Here is a 15121-nt window from a genome sequence, read left to right as displayed (position 1 = left end):
GTGTGCGTCGGGACACCCCTGTGGGGGAACCGGGCAGGTCGCCGGTTCGTTCACCGATCGGCCGTCCGCTCACCGGGCGGTCCGGCCAGGTCCGTCCGGAGCACGCCACCCACCGTGGGGCTATCCTGGCGGGTCAGGGCCCTCCGGCGGGGCGGTACACCGTCCGCCGCCGCTGCCGAGAACCACTCCCGGGAAGGTGAAGGCCACCCAGGCCGACGTTGCATGGACCGCAAGCGCCTGCTCCGCAACCCGCTGATCTGGATCCTCGTCGCACTCCTGATCTATCTCGGGTTCAGCCAGCTGTTCGACGACACCCGCGGATACACCGAGGTCACGACGTCGGTCGCGCTCTCCCAGGTGCAGTCGGGGAACGTCAAGGACGCCCTCGTCGAGGACCGTGAGCAGCAGCTCCGCCTCACGCTGGACCGCCCGATCGAGGTCGACGGCAACGAGACGACCCAGATCCTCACCCAGTACCCGGCGCAGATCTCCGGTCAGATCTTCGACCAGGTCCGCCAGGTCCCCGGGATCGCCGAGTACGACACCGTCGTCCGCCAGGACTCCTTCCTCTCCACGCTGCTGATCACGATGATCCCGCTGGCGCTGGTCCTGATCCTGCTGTTCTGGTTCCTGAACAACGCCCAGGGCGGCGGGAACCGGGTCATGAGCTTCGGCAAGTCCAAGGCCAAGCAGCTGAACAAGGACATGCCGAAGAACACGTTCGCGGACGTGGCGGGCGCCGACGAGGCGGTCGAGGAGCTCTACGAGATCAAGGACTTCCTGCAGAACCCGGGCCGCTACCAGGCCCTGGGCGCGAAGATCCCCAAGGGCGTGCTGCTCTACGGCCCGCCCGGCACCGGCAAGACGCTGCTGGCCCGTGCGGTCGCCGGTGAGGCGGGCGTGCCGTTCTACACGATCTCCGGGTCCGACTTCGTCGAGATGTTCGTCGGTGTCGGTGCCTCCCGGGTGCGCGACCTGTTCGAGCAGGCCAAGCAGAACGCGCCCTGCATCATCTTCGTCGACGAGATCGACGCGGTCGGCCGCCAGCGCGGCGCCGGCCTCGGCGGCGGGCACGACGAGCGCGAGCAGACCCTGAACCAGCTGCTCGTCGAGATGGACGGCTTCGACGCCCGCGGCGGCATCATCCTGATCGCCGCGACGAACCGGCCGGACATCCTGGACCCGGCGCTGCTGCGCCCGGGCCGGTTCGACCGGCAGATCCCGGTCGGCGCCCCCGACCTGGCGGGCCGTCGCGCGATCCTGAAGGTGCACTCCAAGGGCAAGCCCTTCGCCGACGACGTCGACCTCGAGTCGCTGGCCAAGCGCACCGTGGGCATGTCCGGTGCCGATCTGGCCAACGTGATCAACGAGGCCGCGCTGCTGACCGCCCGCGAGCACGGGACGCTGATCAACGGCGCCGCGCTGGAGGAGTCGGTCGACCGCGTCGTCGGCGGCCCCCGGCGCAAGTCGAAGATCGTCTCCGAGCGCGAGAAGAAGATCACCGCATACCACGAGGGCGGGCACGCGCTGGCCGCGTGGGCGATGCCGGACCTGGAGCCGGTCTACAAGCTCACGATCCTGCCGCGCGGGCGCACCGGCGGGCACGCGCTCGTCGTCCCGGAGGACGACAAGGGCCTCATGACCCGCGCCGAGATGATCGCGCGGCTGGTGTTCGCGATGGGTGGGCGCTCGGCCGAGGAGCTCGTCTTCCACGAGCCCACGACCGGCGCGTCCTCCGACATCGACCAGGCCACCAAGATCGCCCGTGCGATGGTCACCGAGTACGGCATGAGCGCCAAGCTCGGCGCCGTCCGCTACGGCCGCGAGCAGGGCGACCCGTTCCTCGGCCGCTCGATGGGCAACCAGGCGGACTACTCGCTCGAGGTCGCCCACGAGATCGACGAGGAGGTGCGCAAGCTCATCGAGGCCGCGCACACCGAGGCGTGGGAGATCCTCAACACCTACCGCGACGTGCTCGACGACCTCGTGCTGGAGCTCCTGGACAAGGAGACCCTGAACCGCAAGGACCTCGAGCGGATCTTCGGGTCGGTGGAGAAGCGGCCGCGGATCACCGCGTTCGACGACTTCGGCGTGCGCACGCCGTCGGAGAAGCCGCCGATCAAGACCCGGCGCGAGCTGGCGCACGAGCGCGGTGAGGTCCTGCCGCCCGAGGAGGACGAGCGCACCCCGGTCGAGGTCGGCTCGGGCTCCGCCAACGGCTACGGCGACGCGCCCGGCACCCCCGGCGCCTCCCCGTTCCCGGCGGGCGGCTCGGCCCCGAGCCGCCCGGACGCCCCGAACGACGGCGGCTACGGCCCCGGCGACGGCGGCCAGGGGCACGGCGGCGGCAACGGGAACGGGAACGGCTACGGCGCGCCCGGCAACGGGCACGGCGCCCCGGCCCACGGCTACGGCCGGGCCGGGTCCTACGGCGGACCGGGACAGCCCCCGCCGCCCGCCGTCGCCCCGAACTACGGCGCCCCGCCGGACTGGCGGCCCGCGACCACCCCGCAGGGGCAGAGCTGGCCGCCGCCGAACTGGGCGCAGCCGCAGCAGCAGGGCGGGCCGCAGGGCCCCGCCCAGGGCGGTCCCCGGTCCGGTCCCGGAGCGGGCGACGGCGGCAACGGCAACGGCGCGCACGGCAACGGCGCGCCGGGTGGTGCGAACGATCCCGGCGCCGGCGAGCAGCGACGCGGACACGACCCGGAGGCAGGACACTGAGCACGTCGACGACGGACGGACGCTCCGGACCGGTGGAGTCCGCCGCGGTGGCGCCCGGGGTGACCCGGGCCGTACCCGGCGGGGTCGACCTGGACCGTGCGGAGCGCGCCGTCCGCGAGCTGCTGATCGCGGTCGGGGAGGACCCGGACCGCGAGGGCCTCAAGGAGACCCCGGCCCGGGTCGCGCGCGCCTACGGCGAGATCTTCGCCGGGCTGTTCGTCGACCCGGACACGGTGCTGGAGAAGACCTTCGACGAGGGCCACGGCGAGCTCGTGCTGGTCAAGGACATCCCGATGTTCTCCACCTGCGAGCACCACCTCGTGCCCTTTCACGGGGTGGCCCACGTCGGCTACATCCCGGCCGTCGACGGCCAGGTCACCGGCCTGTCCAAGCTGGCCCGGGTGGTCGACCTGTACGCCAAGCGCCCGCAGGTCCAGGAGCGGCTGACCGCGCAGATCGCCGACGCCCTGGTGCGCAAGCTGAACCCGCGCGCGGTGATCGTCGTACTGGAGGCCGAGCACCTGTGCATGGCCATGCGCGGCATCCGCAAGCCGGGGTCGCGCACCACCACCTCGGCGGTGCGCGGGCTGTTCAAGAGCTCGGCGACCTCCCGCGCGGAGGCGCTCTCGCTGATCAGGGGGCGCTGACGTGGTCGCCCCCGGCGGGGCGTTGCCGGAGCTCGGCCGCTGTGCGGTCATGGGGATCCTGAACGTCACCCCCGACTCGTTCTCCGACGGCGGCCGCTACGTCGACCGGTCGCACGCCGTCGCACACGGCGTCGCGATGCGCGACGCCGGGGCCGACCTCGTCGACGTCGGCGGGGAGTCGACCCGGCCCGGGGCGCAGCGGATCGACGCCGCGACCGAGCGGGACCGCGTCCTGCCGGTCGTGCGCGAGCTCGTCGCCGCGGGCGTGCGGGTCAGCGTCGACACGACCCGGTCCGAGGTCGCGCAGGCCTGCGTCGAGGCCGGTGCGGCGATGGTCAACGACGTCTCCGGCGGCCTGGCCGACCCGCGGATGGCCGCGGTCGTCGCCGAGTCGAGGACGCCCTGGGTGATCATGCACTGGCGCGGGCACAGCGCCGGCATGCAGCAGCTCGCGGGCTACGAGGACGTGATCGGCGAGGTCCGGTCCGAGCTAGTCGCCCGGGTCGACCACGCCGTGATGGCCGGGGTCGACCCCGGCCGCATCGTGCTCGACCCCGGTCTCGGGTTCGCCAAGAACGCCGCGCACAACTGGGCGCTGCTGCGCCGGCTCGACGTGTTCGTCGACCTGGGCTTCCCGGTGCTGGTCGGGGCCTCGCGCAAGCGGTTCCTCGGCGAGCTCCTGGCCTCGGCCGAGGGCGAGCCGCGCACCCCGCCGGGCCGCGACATCGCGACCGCCGCGGTCAGCGCGCTCGCCGCCAACGCGGGCGCCTGGGGCGTGCGGGTGCACGACGTCGAGTCCACGATGGACGCCATCGCGGTCGCCGCCGCCTGCCGGCTCGGCGCCTCGCGCGCCCGCACTCCGCGGGAGACCGGGCGGTGAGCGACCGGATCGAGCTCCGGGGTCTGCGGGTCCGCGGGAACCACGGCGTGTTCGACCACGAGCGTCGCGACGGCCAGGAGTTCGTCGTCGACCTGGTGGTGCACGCCGACCTCGCGCCCGCCGCCGCCTCGGACGACCTGGCCGACACGCTGCACTACGGCGAGCTCGCCGAGCTGGCCGCGGGCATCGTCGGCGGTCCGGCCCGGGACCTCGTCGAGGCCGTCGCCGGGGAGATCGCGCAGGCCGTACTGGACCACGACGCCCGGGTCGCCGCCGTCGAGGTGACGCTGCACAAGCCGTCGGCGCCGATCCCCCTGACCTTCGACGACGTCGCGGTCGTCCTGACCCGGAGCCGGGCGTGACCCGCGCGGTCCTGTCCCTCGGCTCCAACCTGGGCGACCGGGCCGCGCACCTGCGCACGGTCGTCGCGGACCTGGGGGCGGCCGTCGTGGCGGTGTCGCCGGTGTTCGAGACGGCGCCGTGGGGCGTGACCGACCAGCCGGACTTCCTCAACGCGGTGCTGGTCGCGGACGACCCGGGGCTCGATGCGTGGGGCTGGCTGCGCCGTGGACAGGCACTCGAGGACGCCGCGGGCCGGGTCCGCGAGCAGCGGTGGGGGCCGCGCACCCTCGACGTCGACGTCGTCCAGGTGACCGACGACGGCGCCCCGGTCACCTCGGACGACCCGGAGCTGCTCCTGCCGCACCCGGGCACCCCCGACCGGGCCACCGTGCTGCTGCCCTGGCTGCTCGCCGAGCCCGGCGCCGTCCTGCACGGGCACGGGCCGGTCGCCGACCTGCTGGACCGGCTCGGCCCGGACGGCCGTGCCGGTGCGCACCGCCGCGACGACGTCGTCCTGCGGGACCCGGCATGACCGCGCCCGGACCGGGCGGACGGCGCCCCGGCCGCGGCCCGGACGGCGACCCGCGCCCGACCGTGCGCCCGACCCGGGTCCGCGACGTCGCCGCGATCGCCGTGGTCGCGGCCCTGCTCGGCAACATTCTCGTCCAGCTGACCTACGGGTCGCTGCCGACGCTGCCGGTCGCCGCGGCGGTCGTCGTCACGGTCCTCGCCGCCGCCGAGGCCGCGGGCGGGGTCGTGCTGCGGCGCCGGACCGAGCGGCGGAACGGGGCCGTCCCGGTACCGCCGCTCGTCGCGGCCCGGGCGGTGCTGCTCGCCAAGGCCTCCGCGGTCGGCGGCGCGGTGGTCGCCGGGCTGTGGGTGGGCGTGCTGATGCACACGCTGCCGCGGGCCGCGGTCGTGGTGGCCGCGTTCCGGGACAGCGTCGTCGCCGGGTTCGGTGTGGTCAGCGCGCTGCTGCTGATCGGCGCCGCGTTCTGGCTGGAGTACTGCTGCCGTGCCCCCGACGACCCGGACGACACCGACGGTGGGATCCGCTCGACCTGAGGCGCGTCCCCCCGCGCGGGCGGGGCCGGTTCTCTACGCTGGACGGTCATGACGTCCCCGACGCTCGGCCGCCCGTACACACCGGTGCCGGCGCCGTCCGCCAAGCGACGGGGCGTGCTGCTGCCGGTCGTCGGCCTGGTGGTGCTGGCCCTGCTCGCGGTGATCACGATCGGGGTGCTGCAACGCGCGATCGGGACGCCGGGTGTGATCGTCGGGACCCTGGCCGCGCTGCTGCCGGTCGTGCCGGTGGTGGCGGCGTTCCTCTGGGTGGACCGCTGGGAGCCCGAGCCGCCGCGGATGCTGATGGGCGCGTTCCTCTGGGGCGCCGGGTTCGCCGCGCTGGTCGCCCTGCTGATCAACACGAGCGCCTCGGCGGTGCTCGACGCGGCCGCCGGGCGCGGCGCGGGCGACCTGTTCGGCCCGGTCGTGGTCGCCCCGGTCGTCGAGGAGTTCACCAAGGGCCTGTTCCTGGTCGGGCTGCTGCTGTTCCGGCGCCGCGAGTTCGACGGGATCGTCGACGGCGTCGTCTACGCCGGGATCGTCGCCGCCGGGTTCGCCTTCAGCGAGAACATCCTCTACCTCGGCCGCGCGGTGTCCGAGCCGGAGTCGGCCGGCGTGCTCGCGACGCTGTTCGTCCGCGGCGTCGCCTCGCCGTTCGCGCACCCGCTGTTCACCTGCATGATCGGCATCGCCGCCGGGATCGCGGTGGCCAGCCGCAGCATCGGGGTGCGGGTGCTGGCGATGATCGCCGGCTACGTCGCCGCGGTGGTGCTGCACGCGCTGTGGAACGGCGCGTCGGTGCTGGCCGCGACGCCGGGCGGCTTCTTCCAGATCTACCTGTTCGTGATGGTCCCGATCTTCGTCGGGCTGATCCTGCTCGTGGTGTTCGCCCGTCGCCGCGAGGCGCGGATCGTCGCCGCGCAGCTGCCCGGCTTCGCCGCCGCGGGCTGGATCGCGCCGAGCGAGGTGACCCTGCTGGCCCGGCTGTCCCGGCGGAAGGGCTGGCGCACACTGGTGCGGCGCCGCTCCGGCCCGGCGGCGGCGAAGGCCGTCGCCGAGTACCAGTCCGCGGTCACCGAGCTGGCGTTCATGCGGAACCGGATCGCGCGCGGCGCGGTGAAGGAGAGCGCCCACGCCCTGCACGACGAGAAGCTGGCCGCGGTGCTGCGGGCCCGCGCCGTCGCCGTCGGGGTGCCGGAGGCGCTGGTCGCGGCCTGGGCGCGGAAGCGTCCGTCGGACTGGGAGCCGCCGCCCCCGGCCGCGCCGGACGGCAGCTTCTCCGGCCAGTTCCGGATCCCGACCTTCCCCGACGGCGGCGGCGCGTCCGCCTCCGCGGGGCCCGCCGTGCCGCCGCTCCCGCCCGGCCCGGACACGCTCATGACCGCGGCGCCCTGGGGGCGCCCCGAGGGACCGCGGGTCGCTCCGTGGTCGGGTGCGCCGCGGACACCCGCCCCGTACACCCCGGGACCGCCCGGCGTCGCCCGTCCCGCCGGCCCGCGCGGTCCGGGGTCGGCCGATCCCGAGGCCCGCTCCGACGGCCCGGGCGTGCCCGGCCGTCCGCAGGAGCCGGCCCGACGTCCGGGCCAGCCGGGTGCCGGGCCCGGTCCGGTCCCCGGCGGCCGGGGAGCGGGCTCGCCGTCACCCGGACACCAGCCGCCCGGTTCCCCGGTGTCCGGTCCGGCACCGTCCGCCTCGCCGGCGCCGGGCCCCGCGGTCCCCGGCGCCGCCGGACCCGCCCCGGGGGGAGGCGACGAGCACCTCACCCGGGCCGTCCGCCGTCCGGAACCACCCGCCGCCGAGCCCCGCGGCCGCCACCACGACAACCCGTCCGACCCCGGCCCCACCCGCCCGATGCTCCGCCCCGACGACGACCCGGACCGTCCCGCCGCCCGTTGACCCGGGCCGATCGGGGCCGATCGGGGCCGATCCGGGCCGATCCGGGGCGCCGGGGACCGCCCGCCCGCCCCCACCCCGTTCCATGATCACCGGTTGTGGAGCGGAGCGTTCGCGAGGCGGGCGCTGAACTCCACAACCGTCGATCACCGGCGGGGCCGGGGGTGAGGCCGGTCTCAGGAGCACGCCCCGCCACCCGGCGCCCGTCTACCCTCGCGTCCGGCGCGCGGCCACCGGAGGTCGCGCCACCCGCGGATTGCCCGACCGGTACCCCACCAGGACCGGAACGGGAGGAAACGGATTCTCGTGATGGACTCTGCGATCGATGGCGGTCGCCCCGCGCGGCTCGCGGTCGGGGTGGTCTCGGCCGGTCGGGTCGGTGCGGTGCTGGGCGCCGCGCTCGCCCGCGCGGGCCACCACGTCGTCGCCGCCTCCGGGGTCTCGCAGGCCTCGGTGCGCCGGGCGGAGACCCTGCTGCCCGACGTCCCCCTGCTCCCGCCGGACGAGGTCTGCTCGCGCGCCGACCTGGTCCTGCTCGCCGTCCCCGACGACGTGCTGCCCGGCCTGGTCCGTGGTCTCGCCGCCGCCGGATGCTTCCGCCCGGGCCAGATCGCCGTCCACACGGCGGGGTCGCGCGGCGTCGCGGTGCTGGACCCGGCGACGGAGCGGGGTGTGCTGCCGCTGGCGCTGCACCCGGCGATGACGGTGACCGGCCGCCCCGAGGACGTCGACCGGCTCGCCGCCTGCTGCATCGGCGTCACCGCCCCCGGCGACCCGGAGCACGGCGACCCGCGCGACGCCGTCGGCTGGAGCGTCGCCGAGGCACTCGTGCTGGAGATGTCGGCCGAGCCCGTCCGCATCCCCGAGGCGATGCGCCCGCTCTACCACGCCGCGCTCGCCCACGGCGCCAACCACCTGACCACCCTGGTCGGGGACTGCGTGCAGCTGCTGGAGACCGCCGGCATCCGGCCCGCGGAGCGGCTCGTCGCGCCGCTGCTGTCGGCCGCGCTGGACAACGCGCTGCGCCACGGCGACCGCGCGCTGACCGGACCGGTCGCCCGCGGCGACGCCGGCACCGTCCGGACCCACCTGGAGCACATCGGCGACGCCGACGCCGACCTGGCCGCCGTATACCGGGCGCTGGCCGGGCGCACCGCCCACCGCGCCGCCGCCGCCGGGCTCCTCGGCCCCGACGGCGTCCGCGACATCGAGACCGCACTGGAGGAGAAGTGAGCACCCCCGGCTCCACCCGGAACGGCTACGGCACCGGCCGGCTGACCGTGCACGCCGACCCGGCGAAGCTCGCCGCGGTCACCCGCGCGCTGCGCGGTGCGGGCCGCAAGGTCGTCCTCATCCCCACGATGGGCGCCCTGCACGAGGGCCACCGCGAGCTGATCCGGCACGCGAAGCGGATCCCCGGCGCCGTCGTCCCGGTCGTGTCGATCTTCGTGAACCCGCTGCAGTTCGGCGCGGGCGAGGACCTGGACCGCTACCCGCGCCCGATCGAGGCCGACCTGGACGCCTGCCGCGACGAGGGCGTCGAGCTGGTGTTCACCCCGCAGGTCGAGCACATGTACCCGCCGGGCTCGCAGACCCGCGTCACCGCCGGGCCGCTCGGCGATGAGCTGGAGGGCGCCTCCCGGACAGGCCACTTCGACGGCGTCCTGACCGTCGTGTCCAAGCTGTTCCACATCGTCGGCCCGGACGTCGCGCTGTTCGGCGAGAAGGACTACCAGCAGCTGACGCTGATCCGCCGGATGGTGCGCGACCTGGACTTCCCGACCCGGGTCGTGGGCGTCCCGACCGTCCGCGAGGACGACGGCCTGGCCCTGTCCTCGCGCAACGTCTACCTCGACCCCGGGCAGCGCCGCGCCGCCGCCGTGCTGTCGCGCGCGCTCGCGGCCGGGGCCGCGGTGTCGGTCCGCGGGCACGACGCCGTGCTGGACGCCGCCCGCGCCGAGCTGGCGACCGAGCCGGAGGTCGACGTCGACTACCTCGAGCTGCGCGACACCGACCTCGGACCGGCCCCCGCCCCGGGCGCCGGGGACGGCCGCCTGCTCGTCGCCGCCCGGGTCGGCGCCACCCGCCTGATCGACAACGCCCCCATCGCGTTCTGACCGCGTCCCGAGGAGAACCGCCGTGAACCGCACGATGATGAAGTCCAAGATCCACCGCGCCACCGTGACGCAGGCCGACCTGCACTACGTCGGCTCGGTCACCGTCGACGCCGACCTCATGGCGGCCGCCGACCTGCTCGAGGGCGAGCAGGTCAGCATCGTCGACATCACCAACGGTGCCCGCCTGGAGACCTACGTGATCACCGGCGAGCCCGGCTCCGGGGTGATCGGCATCAACGGCGCCGCCGCGCACCTGGTGCACCCCGGTGACCTGGTCATCCTGATCTCCTACGGCTCCTATGACGAGGCCGAGCTGCGCGGCTACAGCCCGCGGGTCGTCTTCGTCGACGCCGACAACCGGATCGCCGACCTGGGCGCCGACCCGGGACACGCCCCGGAGGGCTCGGGCCTGCTGACCAGCGCGGCCCGCTGAGGACGACACGGTGCTGCTCTGCATCGACGTCGGGAACACCCACGTCTCGCTGGGGCTCTACCCCGACACCGGGACGGGTGCGGAGGCGCTCGACCCGGAGCCGGAGCGGCGCTGGCGGCTGCGCACCGACACCAGCGCCACCGCCGACGAGCTGGACCTGACCGTCACCGGGATGCTCGGCGCGCACTTCCCCGAGGTCACCGCGGTCGCCGCGCTGTCCACGGTGCCCGGGCCGTCGCGGGAGCTGCGCACGCTGCTCTCGCGCTGGTCGGACCGGATGCGCACGCTCGTAGTCGGGCCGGGGGTGCGGACGGGCGTGCCGCTGCTGGTGGACCACCCGCGCGAGGTGGGCGCGGACCGGGTCGTGAACTCGCTCGCCGCGCACCACCTGTTCGGCACCACCTGCATCTGCGTCGACCTCGGGACCTGCACCAACATCGACGTGGTCACCGCGAAGGGCGAGTTCCTCGGCGGGGCCCTGGCCCCGGGCATCGACATCGCGATGCAGGCGCTGGCCGAGCGGGCGTCGTCGCTGCGGCCGGTGGACCTGGTCGAGCCGCGCTCGGTCATCGGCCGGACGACGGTCGAGGCCGTCCAGGCCGGGGTGCTCTACGGCGCCGCCGGGCAGGTCGACGGGCTGGTCCGCCGCATCCTCGCCGAGCTGGGCCCGGACGCGCTGCCGGTCACCGTGATCGTCACCGGCGGGCTCGCGGAGCTCGTCCACGGCCGTGCCGACACCGTCACCCACCACGTCCCGGACCTGACGCTGCACGGGCTGCGGCTGACCCACCTGCGCCACCACCGGCCCCGCTGACCGGCCCCGCTGACCGGCCCCGCTGACCGGCCCCGCTGACCGGCCCCGCTGACCGGCCCCGTGGACCGCGCCCGCCGGCCGGGCTCAGAGCCTGCGGGACCGCCGCACGATCGTGCGCATCGGCATGGTGAAGCGGCCGTCGGGGCCGGCGACCCGCCCGGTCAGGAACTCCCGGGCGGCGGCGAACACCGCGTCCCGGTCCTGCGGGGTGCTCAGCAGCGCCCAGGAGTGCGTGGCGATGTCGGCGAGGTGCTCGTCGACGGTGGTCGGGCGGCCCCAGGTGACGCGCTCCTCCCCGTCGTCGACGAACCAGGGGGAGCCCGGGTGCGGCGTCGCGCCGCCGCCACCGGCCGGGTCGCCGGGCACACGCCGCCCGCGCACGGTGAGCTCGCCGAACTCGCGGATCCAGGCGACGTCGTCGTCCCCGCCGTTCCACAGCCCGGCCAGCACGCCGCCGGGCCGCAGCACCCGCGCCATCTCCGGGGCGGCCCGGTCGAGGTCGAACCAGTGCAGCGCCTGGCCCACCAGCACGGCGTCGACGTGGCCGTCGGGCAGCGGGATGCGTTCCGCGGACCCGGTCCGGGCCTCGACGCCGGGGGAGCGCTCCCGCAGGACGGCGAGCATCGCCGGGTCCGGCTCCACCGCGACGACGTCGAGGCCGCGCGCGGTCAGGACGCGGGTCAGCTTGCCGGTCCCCGCTCCCAGGTCGAGCACGCGGGGCCGCTCCGCGGTCCCGGCCAGCGCCGCGTCGACGGCGGCGTCGGGGTAGGCGGGGCGGTGGTCGTCGTAGGCGCGGGCGACGGCACCGAACGTGCGGCCGCGGTCCACCTCGTCGTCGGGCACCTCCGCACGGTAGGCCGGTGGCCGGCCACCGCGCGATGCCTCGCCGCGGAGGTGGGGGGGTGACGACGGGCGCTCCCGGGTACCGCCGATAGCCTGACCTGCCGTGAACACTCCCGGCACACCGTCCGACCCGGCGACCGAGGCCGACCTCCCCGAGCAGATGCGGGTGCGCCGGGCCAAGCGCGCGGAGCTGATCGCCGCGGGCACCGACCCGTACCCCGTCGAGGTCCCCCGCACGCACTCGCTGCGCCAGGTCCGCGACGCCCACCCGGACCTGCCCGCGGACACCGCGACGGGCGAGACCGTGGCCGTCGCCGGCCGGGTGATCTTCGTGCGGAACACCGGCAAGCTGTGCTTCGCGACGCTGCGCGAGGGCGACGGCACCGAGCTGCAGGCCATGCTCTCGCTCGACCGGGTCGGGGCCGAGGCGCTGGCCGGCTGGAAGGCCGTCGTCGACATGGGTGACTTCGTCGCGGTGCGCGGTGAGGTCATCACCTCGCGACGGGGCGAGCTCTCGGTGATGGTCGACGAGTGGTCGGTCGCCGCGAAGTCGGTCCGGCCGCTGCCGACCGCGCACAAGGAGCTCTCCGAGGAGAACCGGGTCCGGCAGCGCTACGTCGACCTCATCCTGCGCCCGCAGGCCCGCGAGACCGTGCGCGCGCGGTCCACCGTGCTGCGGACCGTCCGCGAGTCGCTCACCGGCCGCGACTTCATCGAGGTCGAGACGCCGATGCTGCAGAACCTGCACGGCGGTGCCACTGCGCGTCCGTTCGTGACGCACGCGAACGCACTCGACTCCGATCTGTATCTGCGGATCGCACCGGAGCTGTTCCTGAAGCGTTGCGTGGTCGGTGGTATCGAGCGCGTCTTCGAGCTGAACCGGGTGTTCCGGAACGAGGGCATCGACTCCACGCATTCCCCGGAGTTCGCGATGCTGGAGGCCTACCAGGCCTACGCGACCTACGACGACATGGCGGTCCTGACCCGGGAGCTGATCCAGTCCTCGGCGCAGGCGCTGTTCGGTTCCACCACGGTGCGCCACCACGACGGCACCGAGCACGATCTCGGTGGCGAGTGGCGATCGGTGACCATCTACGGATCGGTGTCCGAGGCCGTCGGGCGGGACGTGACGCCGGACACGGAACTGTCGGAACTGCAGCGGATCGCGCACGCCCACGACGTCGACATCACCGATTACCCGACGGCCGCACAGATCGTGCTGGAGTTGTTCGAGAAGCTGGTCGAGCACACCCTGCACGCGCCGACCTTCGTGCGCGACTTCCCGGTCGAGGTGCGGCCGCTGACCCGTGCGCACCGCGACGACCCGCGGCTGTCGGAGTCCTGGGACCTCATCGTCTTCGGCGTGGAGCTGGCCACGGCCTACTCCGAGCTGGTGGACCCGGTCGAGCAGCGGGAACGCCTGCACGCCCAGTCGCTCAAGGCCGCGGCGGGCGACCCGGAGGCCATGCAGCTCGACGAGGACTTCCTGCGCGCCATGGAGTACGGCATGCCGCCCACCGGTGGGATGGGAATGGGTATCGACCGTCTCCTGATGACGCTGACCGGCCTCGGAATCCGCGAGACGATCCTGTTCCCGCTGGTCCGCGGCGAGTCCTGAACCGGTTCCGAACGCACATCCGACGACGTCCCCGGCCGCGAAGAGCGACCGGGGGCGTCGTGTTTGGCGGACCCGTACGAGTGGTGTCGAACTCGGTTCGCCGTATTTCGCCGTACCCAGGTCGACGACACGAACATTTCTCGGATACTCTCGGATTCGAGTCGGAACCGGTACCCGGTGGCCTCATATTGCGTCCTGCTATTGCATCGCGCAGTCGCCGATGTCCGCCCCGGTCCCTCATCATGAACGTGTTCGGCCATTCAGGGAGGCTGCGGAGATGGCGCAGATCAAGGAAGTCCGGCTCGTCGACGATCTGACCGGTGACGCGGCGGACGAGACGATCGAGTTCGGTCTCGACGGACGCAACTACGAGATCGACCTGTCCGACGGGAATGCGAAGAAGCTGCGCGACGTGCTCGCCGACTACGTCGCGGCCGCCCGTCGCGCCGGTGGAGCGGCCCGCCGGCGCAGCAGCGGCTCGTCGGGCGGGGCGGCCCGCCGCCCGTCGGTCGACCGCGAGCAGAACCAGGCGATCCGCGAGTGGGCCCGCAACCGCGGGATGAAGGTCTCGGACCGCGGCCGCATCCCGGCCGAGGTGCTCGAGGCCTACCACCAGGAGAACTAAGGTCTGCCTTACCCGGCGGGGCGGGGGAGGGGTACCGTCGCGACGGCCCCTTCCCCTCTCGTCGTTGGGAGGCAGCCTGATGGCCCGCCCCGTCACCGATCTCCGGGTGCTCCGCACCGAACGCCTGAGCCCGCACATGGTGCGCGTCGTCGCCGGTGGCGACGGCCTGGCCGCGTTCCCCGTCACGGAGTACACCGACCGCTACGTCAAGATCCTCTTCCCGCTCCCCGGCGTCGAGTACCCCGAGCCGCTGGACATGGACCGGGTGCACGCCGAGCTGCCGCGCGACCGGTGGCCCGCCCAGCGGACCTACACCGTCCGCTCGCTCGACCACGCCGCAGGCGAGCTCGTCATCGACTTCGTCCACCACGGCGACACCGGCCTCGCCGGCCCGTGGGCGGCCGCCGCCCGCCCGGGCGACCGGCTGCGGATGCTCGGCCCGGGCGGCGCCTACGCACCGGACCCGGACGCCGACTGGCACCTGCTCGTCGGCGACGAGGCCGCGTTGCCCGCGATCTGCGCCGCGCTCGAGCGGATCCCGGCCGGGCGGCCGGTCGTCGCCGTCCTGCAGGTGGACGGTCCCGGCGACGAGATCGACGTGCCGACGGGCCCCGGGGTGGACGTGCGGTGGCTGTACCGCACCGACGCCGGGGGCGACCCGGACTCGGAGCAGCTGCCCGCCGTCGTCGCGGGTCTGGAGTTCCTCCCCGGGCGCGTGCACGCCTTCGTGCACGGTGAGGCGATCGCCGTGCGCGAACTCCGCAGGCATCTCACCCGCGAGCGCGGCGTCGCCAAGGACGACCTGTCGATCTCCGGGTACTGGCGCCGCGGGCGCGACGAGGAGGGGTTCCGGCAGTTCAAGGCGGCCGAGCGGGAGCGCGAGGAGGCCGCTGCCGCGACCGGCTGACGTCCGTCGGGAACACGGCAGGTGTCACCCGTGTTACTGCGGGCACGTACCCCGGTGCACGTCAGGTGGAGGCGCCGGGGCCCCTTCGACCGATACAGTGATATGTGGTCTCCCGCGAGGGTGGCCTGGCGCGGTGTCACGCGAGGGCGCAGTGTCGGTTCGGGCGAGCCCGGACCGTACGGAGATGCTGGTCGCGCCGTCAGTGAGGCGCAGCAG

General features: G+C 74.6%; 15 protein-coding genes. 14 read left to right on the top strand and 1 reads right to left on the bottom strand.

The features are described 5' to 3' along the window. The first annotated feature begins 222 nt into the window (after nt 1–222). The 11 genes from ftsH to ZF1_RS25565 all read left to right on the top strand — a co-directional run bounded on the left by ftsH (nt 223) and on the right by ZF1_RS25565 (nt 10912). Nucleotides 223–2721: an ATP-dependent zinc metalloprotease FtsH gene (gene ftsH, locus ZF1_RS25615; RefSeq protein WP_346106321.1), complete on the top strand. Its 2499-nt coding sequence runs from the start codon at nt 223–225 to the stop codon at nt 2719–2721. Between the two features lie 32 nt (nt 2722–2753). Further along, nucleotides 2754–3368 carry a GTP cyclohydrolase I FolE gene (gene folE, locus ZF1_RS25610; RefSeq protein WP_412763174.1) on the top strand — a complete coding sequence of 205 codons (615 nt, stop codon included), beginning with the start codon at nt 2754–2756 and terminating at the stop codon, nt 3366–3368. Between the two features lie 49 nt (nt 3369–3417). Then, entirely contained in the window at nt 3418–4248 is an 831-nt protein-coding gene (gene folP, locus ZF1_RS25605; protein ID WP_208826391.1) for a dihydropteroate synthase, read from the top strand. Further along, a complete protein-coding gene (folB, locus tag ZF1_RS25600) occupies nt 4245–4610 on the top strand; it encodes a dihydroneopterin aldolase (RefSeq protein WP_178375735.1) in 366 nt (121 codons plus the stop codon). Before folP ends, folB begins: the two co-directional genes overlap by 4 nt. Next, on the top strand, nt 4607–5122 hold the full coding sequence (gene folK, locus ZF1_RS25595; RefSeq protein WP_346106319.1) for a 2-amino-4-hydroxy-6-hydroxymethyldihydropteridine diphosphokinase: 516 nt from the start codon (nt 4607–4609) through the stop codon (nt 5120–5122). The genes folB and folK overlap by 4 nt, the downstream gene beginning before the upstream one ends. Continuing rightward, nucleotides 5119–5655 (top strand): DUF3180 domain-containing protein, encoded by a 537-nt coding sequence (locus tag ZF1_RS25590; protein WP_482638519.1) that lies wholly within the window; start codon nt 5119–5121, stop codon nt 5653–5655. Before folK ends, ZF1_RS25590 begins: the two co-directional genes overlap by 4 nt. 48 nt (nt 5656–5703) lie before the next feature. Next, nucleotides 5704–7551, top strand: coding sequence for a PrsW family intramembrane metalloprotease (locus ZF1_RS25585; protein ID WP_482638518.1), 1848 nt, complete (start codon nt 5704–5706; stop codon nt 7549–7551). A 306-nt stretch (nt 7552–7857) separates the two neighbouring features. Further along, complete coding sequence (locus ZF1_RS25580) at nt 7858–8781, top strand: Rossmann-like and DUF2520 domain-containing protein (RefSeq protein WP_251783589.1); 924 nt, start codon at nt 7858–7860, stop codon at nt 8779–8781. Then, entirely contained in the window at nt 8778–9665 is an 888-nt protein-coding gene (gene panC, locus ZF1_RS25575) for a pantoate--beta-alanine ligase (RefSeq protein ID WP_482638517.1), read from the top strand. Before ZF1_RS25580 ends, panC begins: the two co-directional genes overlap by 4 nt. Before the next feature lie 22 nt (nt 9666–9687). After that, nucleotides 9688–10098 carry an aspartate 1-decarboxylase gene (panD, locus tag ZF1_RS25570; RefSeq protein WP_208826235.1) on the top strand — a complete coding sequence of 137 codons (411 nt, stop codon included), beginning with the start codon at nt 9688–9690 and terminating at the stop codon, nt 10096–10098. A 10-nt stretch (nt 10099–10108) separates the two neighbouring features. Beyond that, on the top strand, nt 10109–10912 hold the full coding sequence (locus tag ZF1_RS25565; RefSeq protein ID WP_062398459.1) for a type III pantothenate kinase: 804 nt from the start codon (nt 10109–10111) through the stop codon (nt 10910–10912). Nucleotides 10913–10996: 84 nt separating this feature from the next. Here ZF1_RS25565 and ZF1_RS25560 read toward each other — a convergent pair whose 3' ends face one another. Continuing rightward, on the bottom strand, nt 10997–11755 hold the full coding sequence (locus tag ZF1_RS25560) for a class I SAM-dependent methyltransferase (protein ID WP_482638516.1): 759 nt from the start codon (nt 11753–11755) through the stop codon (nt 10997–10999). A gap of 160 nt (nt 11756–11915) precedes the next feature. Between ZF1_RS25560 and lysS the strand changes: the two genes are divergently transcribed. From lysS to ZF1_RS25545, 3 genes are all read left to right on the top strand, one after another. Continuing rightward, nucleotides 11916–13373, top strand: a complete 1458-nt coding sequence (lysS, locus tag ZF1_RS25555; protein WP_482638756.1) for a lysine--tRNA ligase — start codon at nt 11916–11918, stop codon at nt 13371–13373. Between the two features lie 277 nt (nt 13374–13650). Continuing rightward, nucleotides 13651–13998 (top strand): histone-like nucleoid-structuring protein Lsr2, encoded by a 348-nt coding sequence (locus ZF1_RS25550; protein ID WP_073576759.1) that lies wholly within the window; start codon nt 13651–13653, stop codon nt 13996–13998. A gap of 79 nt (nt 13999–14077) precedes the next feature. Then, nucleotides 14078–14905 carry a siderophore-interacting protein gene (locus ZF1_RS25545; RefSeq protein WP_405421203.1) on the top strand — a complete coding sequence of 276 codons (828 nt, stop codon included), beginning with the start codon at nt 14078–14080 and terminating at the stop codon, nt 14903–14905. Nucleotides 14906–15121 lie beyond the last annotated feature (216 nt).

The organism is Pseudonocardia sp. ZF1, assembly GCF_056835605.1.
The sequence above is the reverse complement of the archived record's forward strand: the minus strand, read 5'-3'. Positions and strand labels throughout refer to the sequence as shown.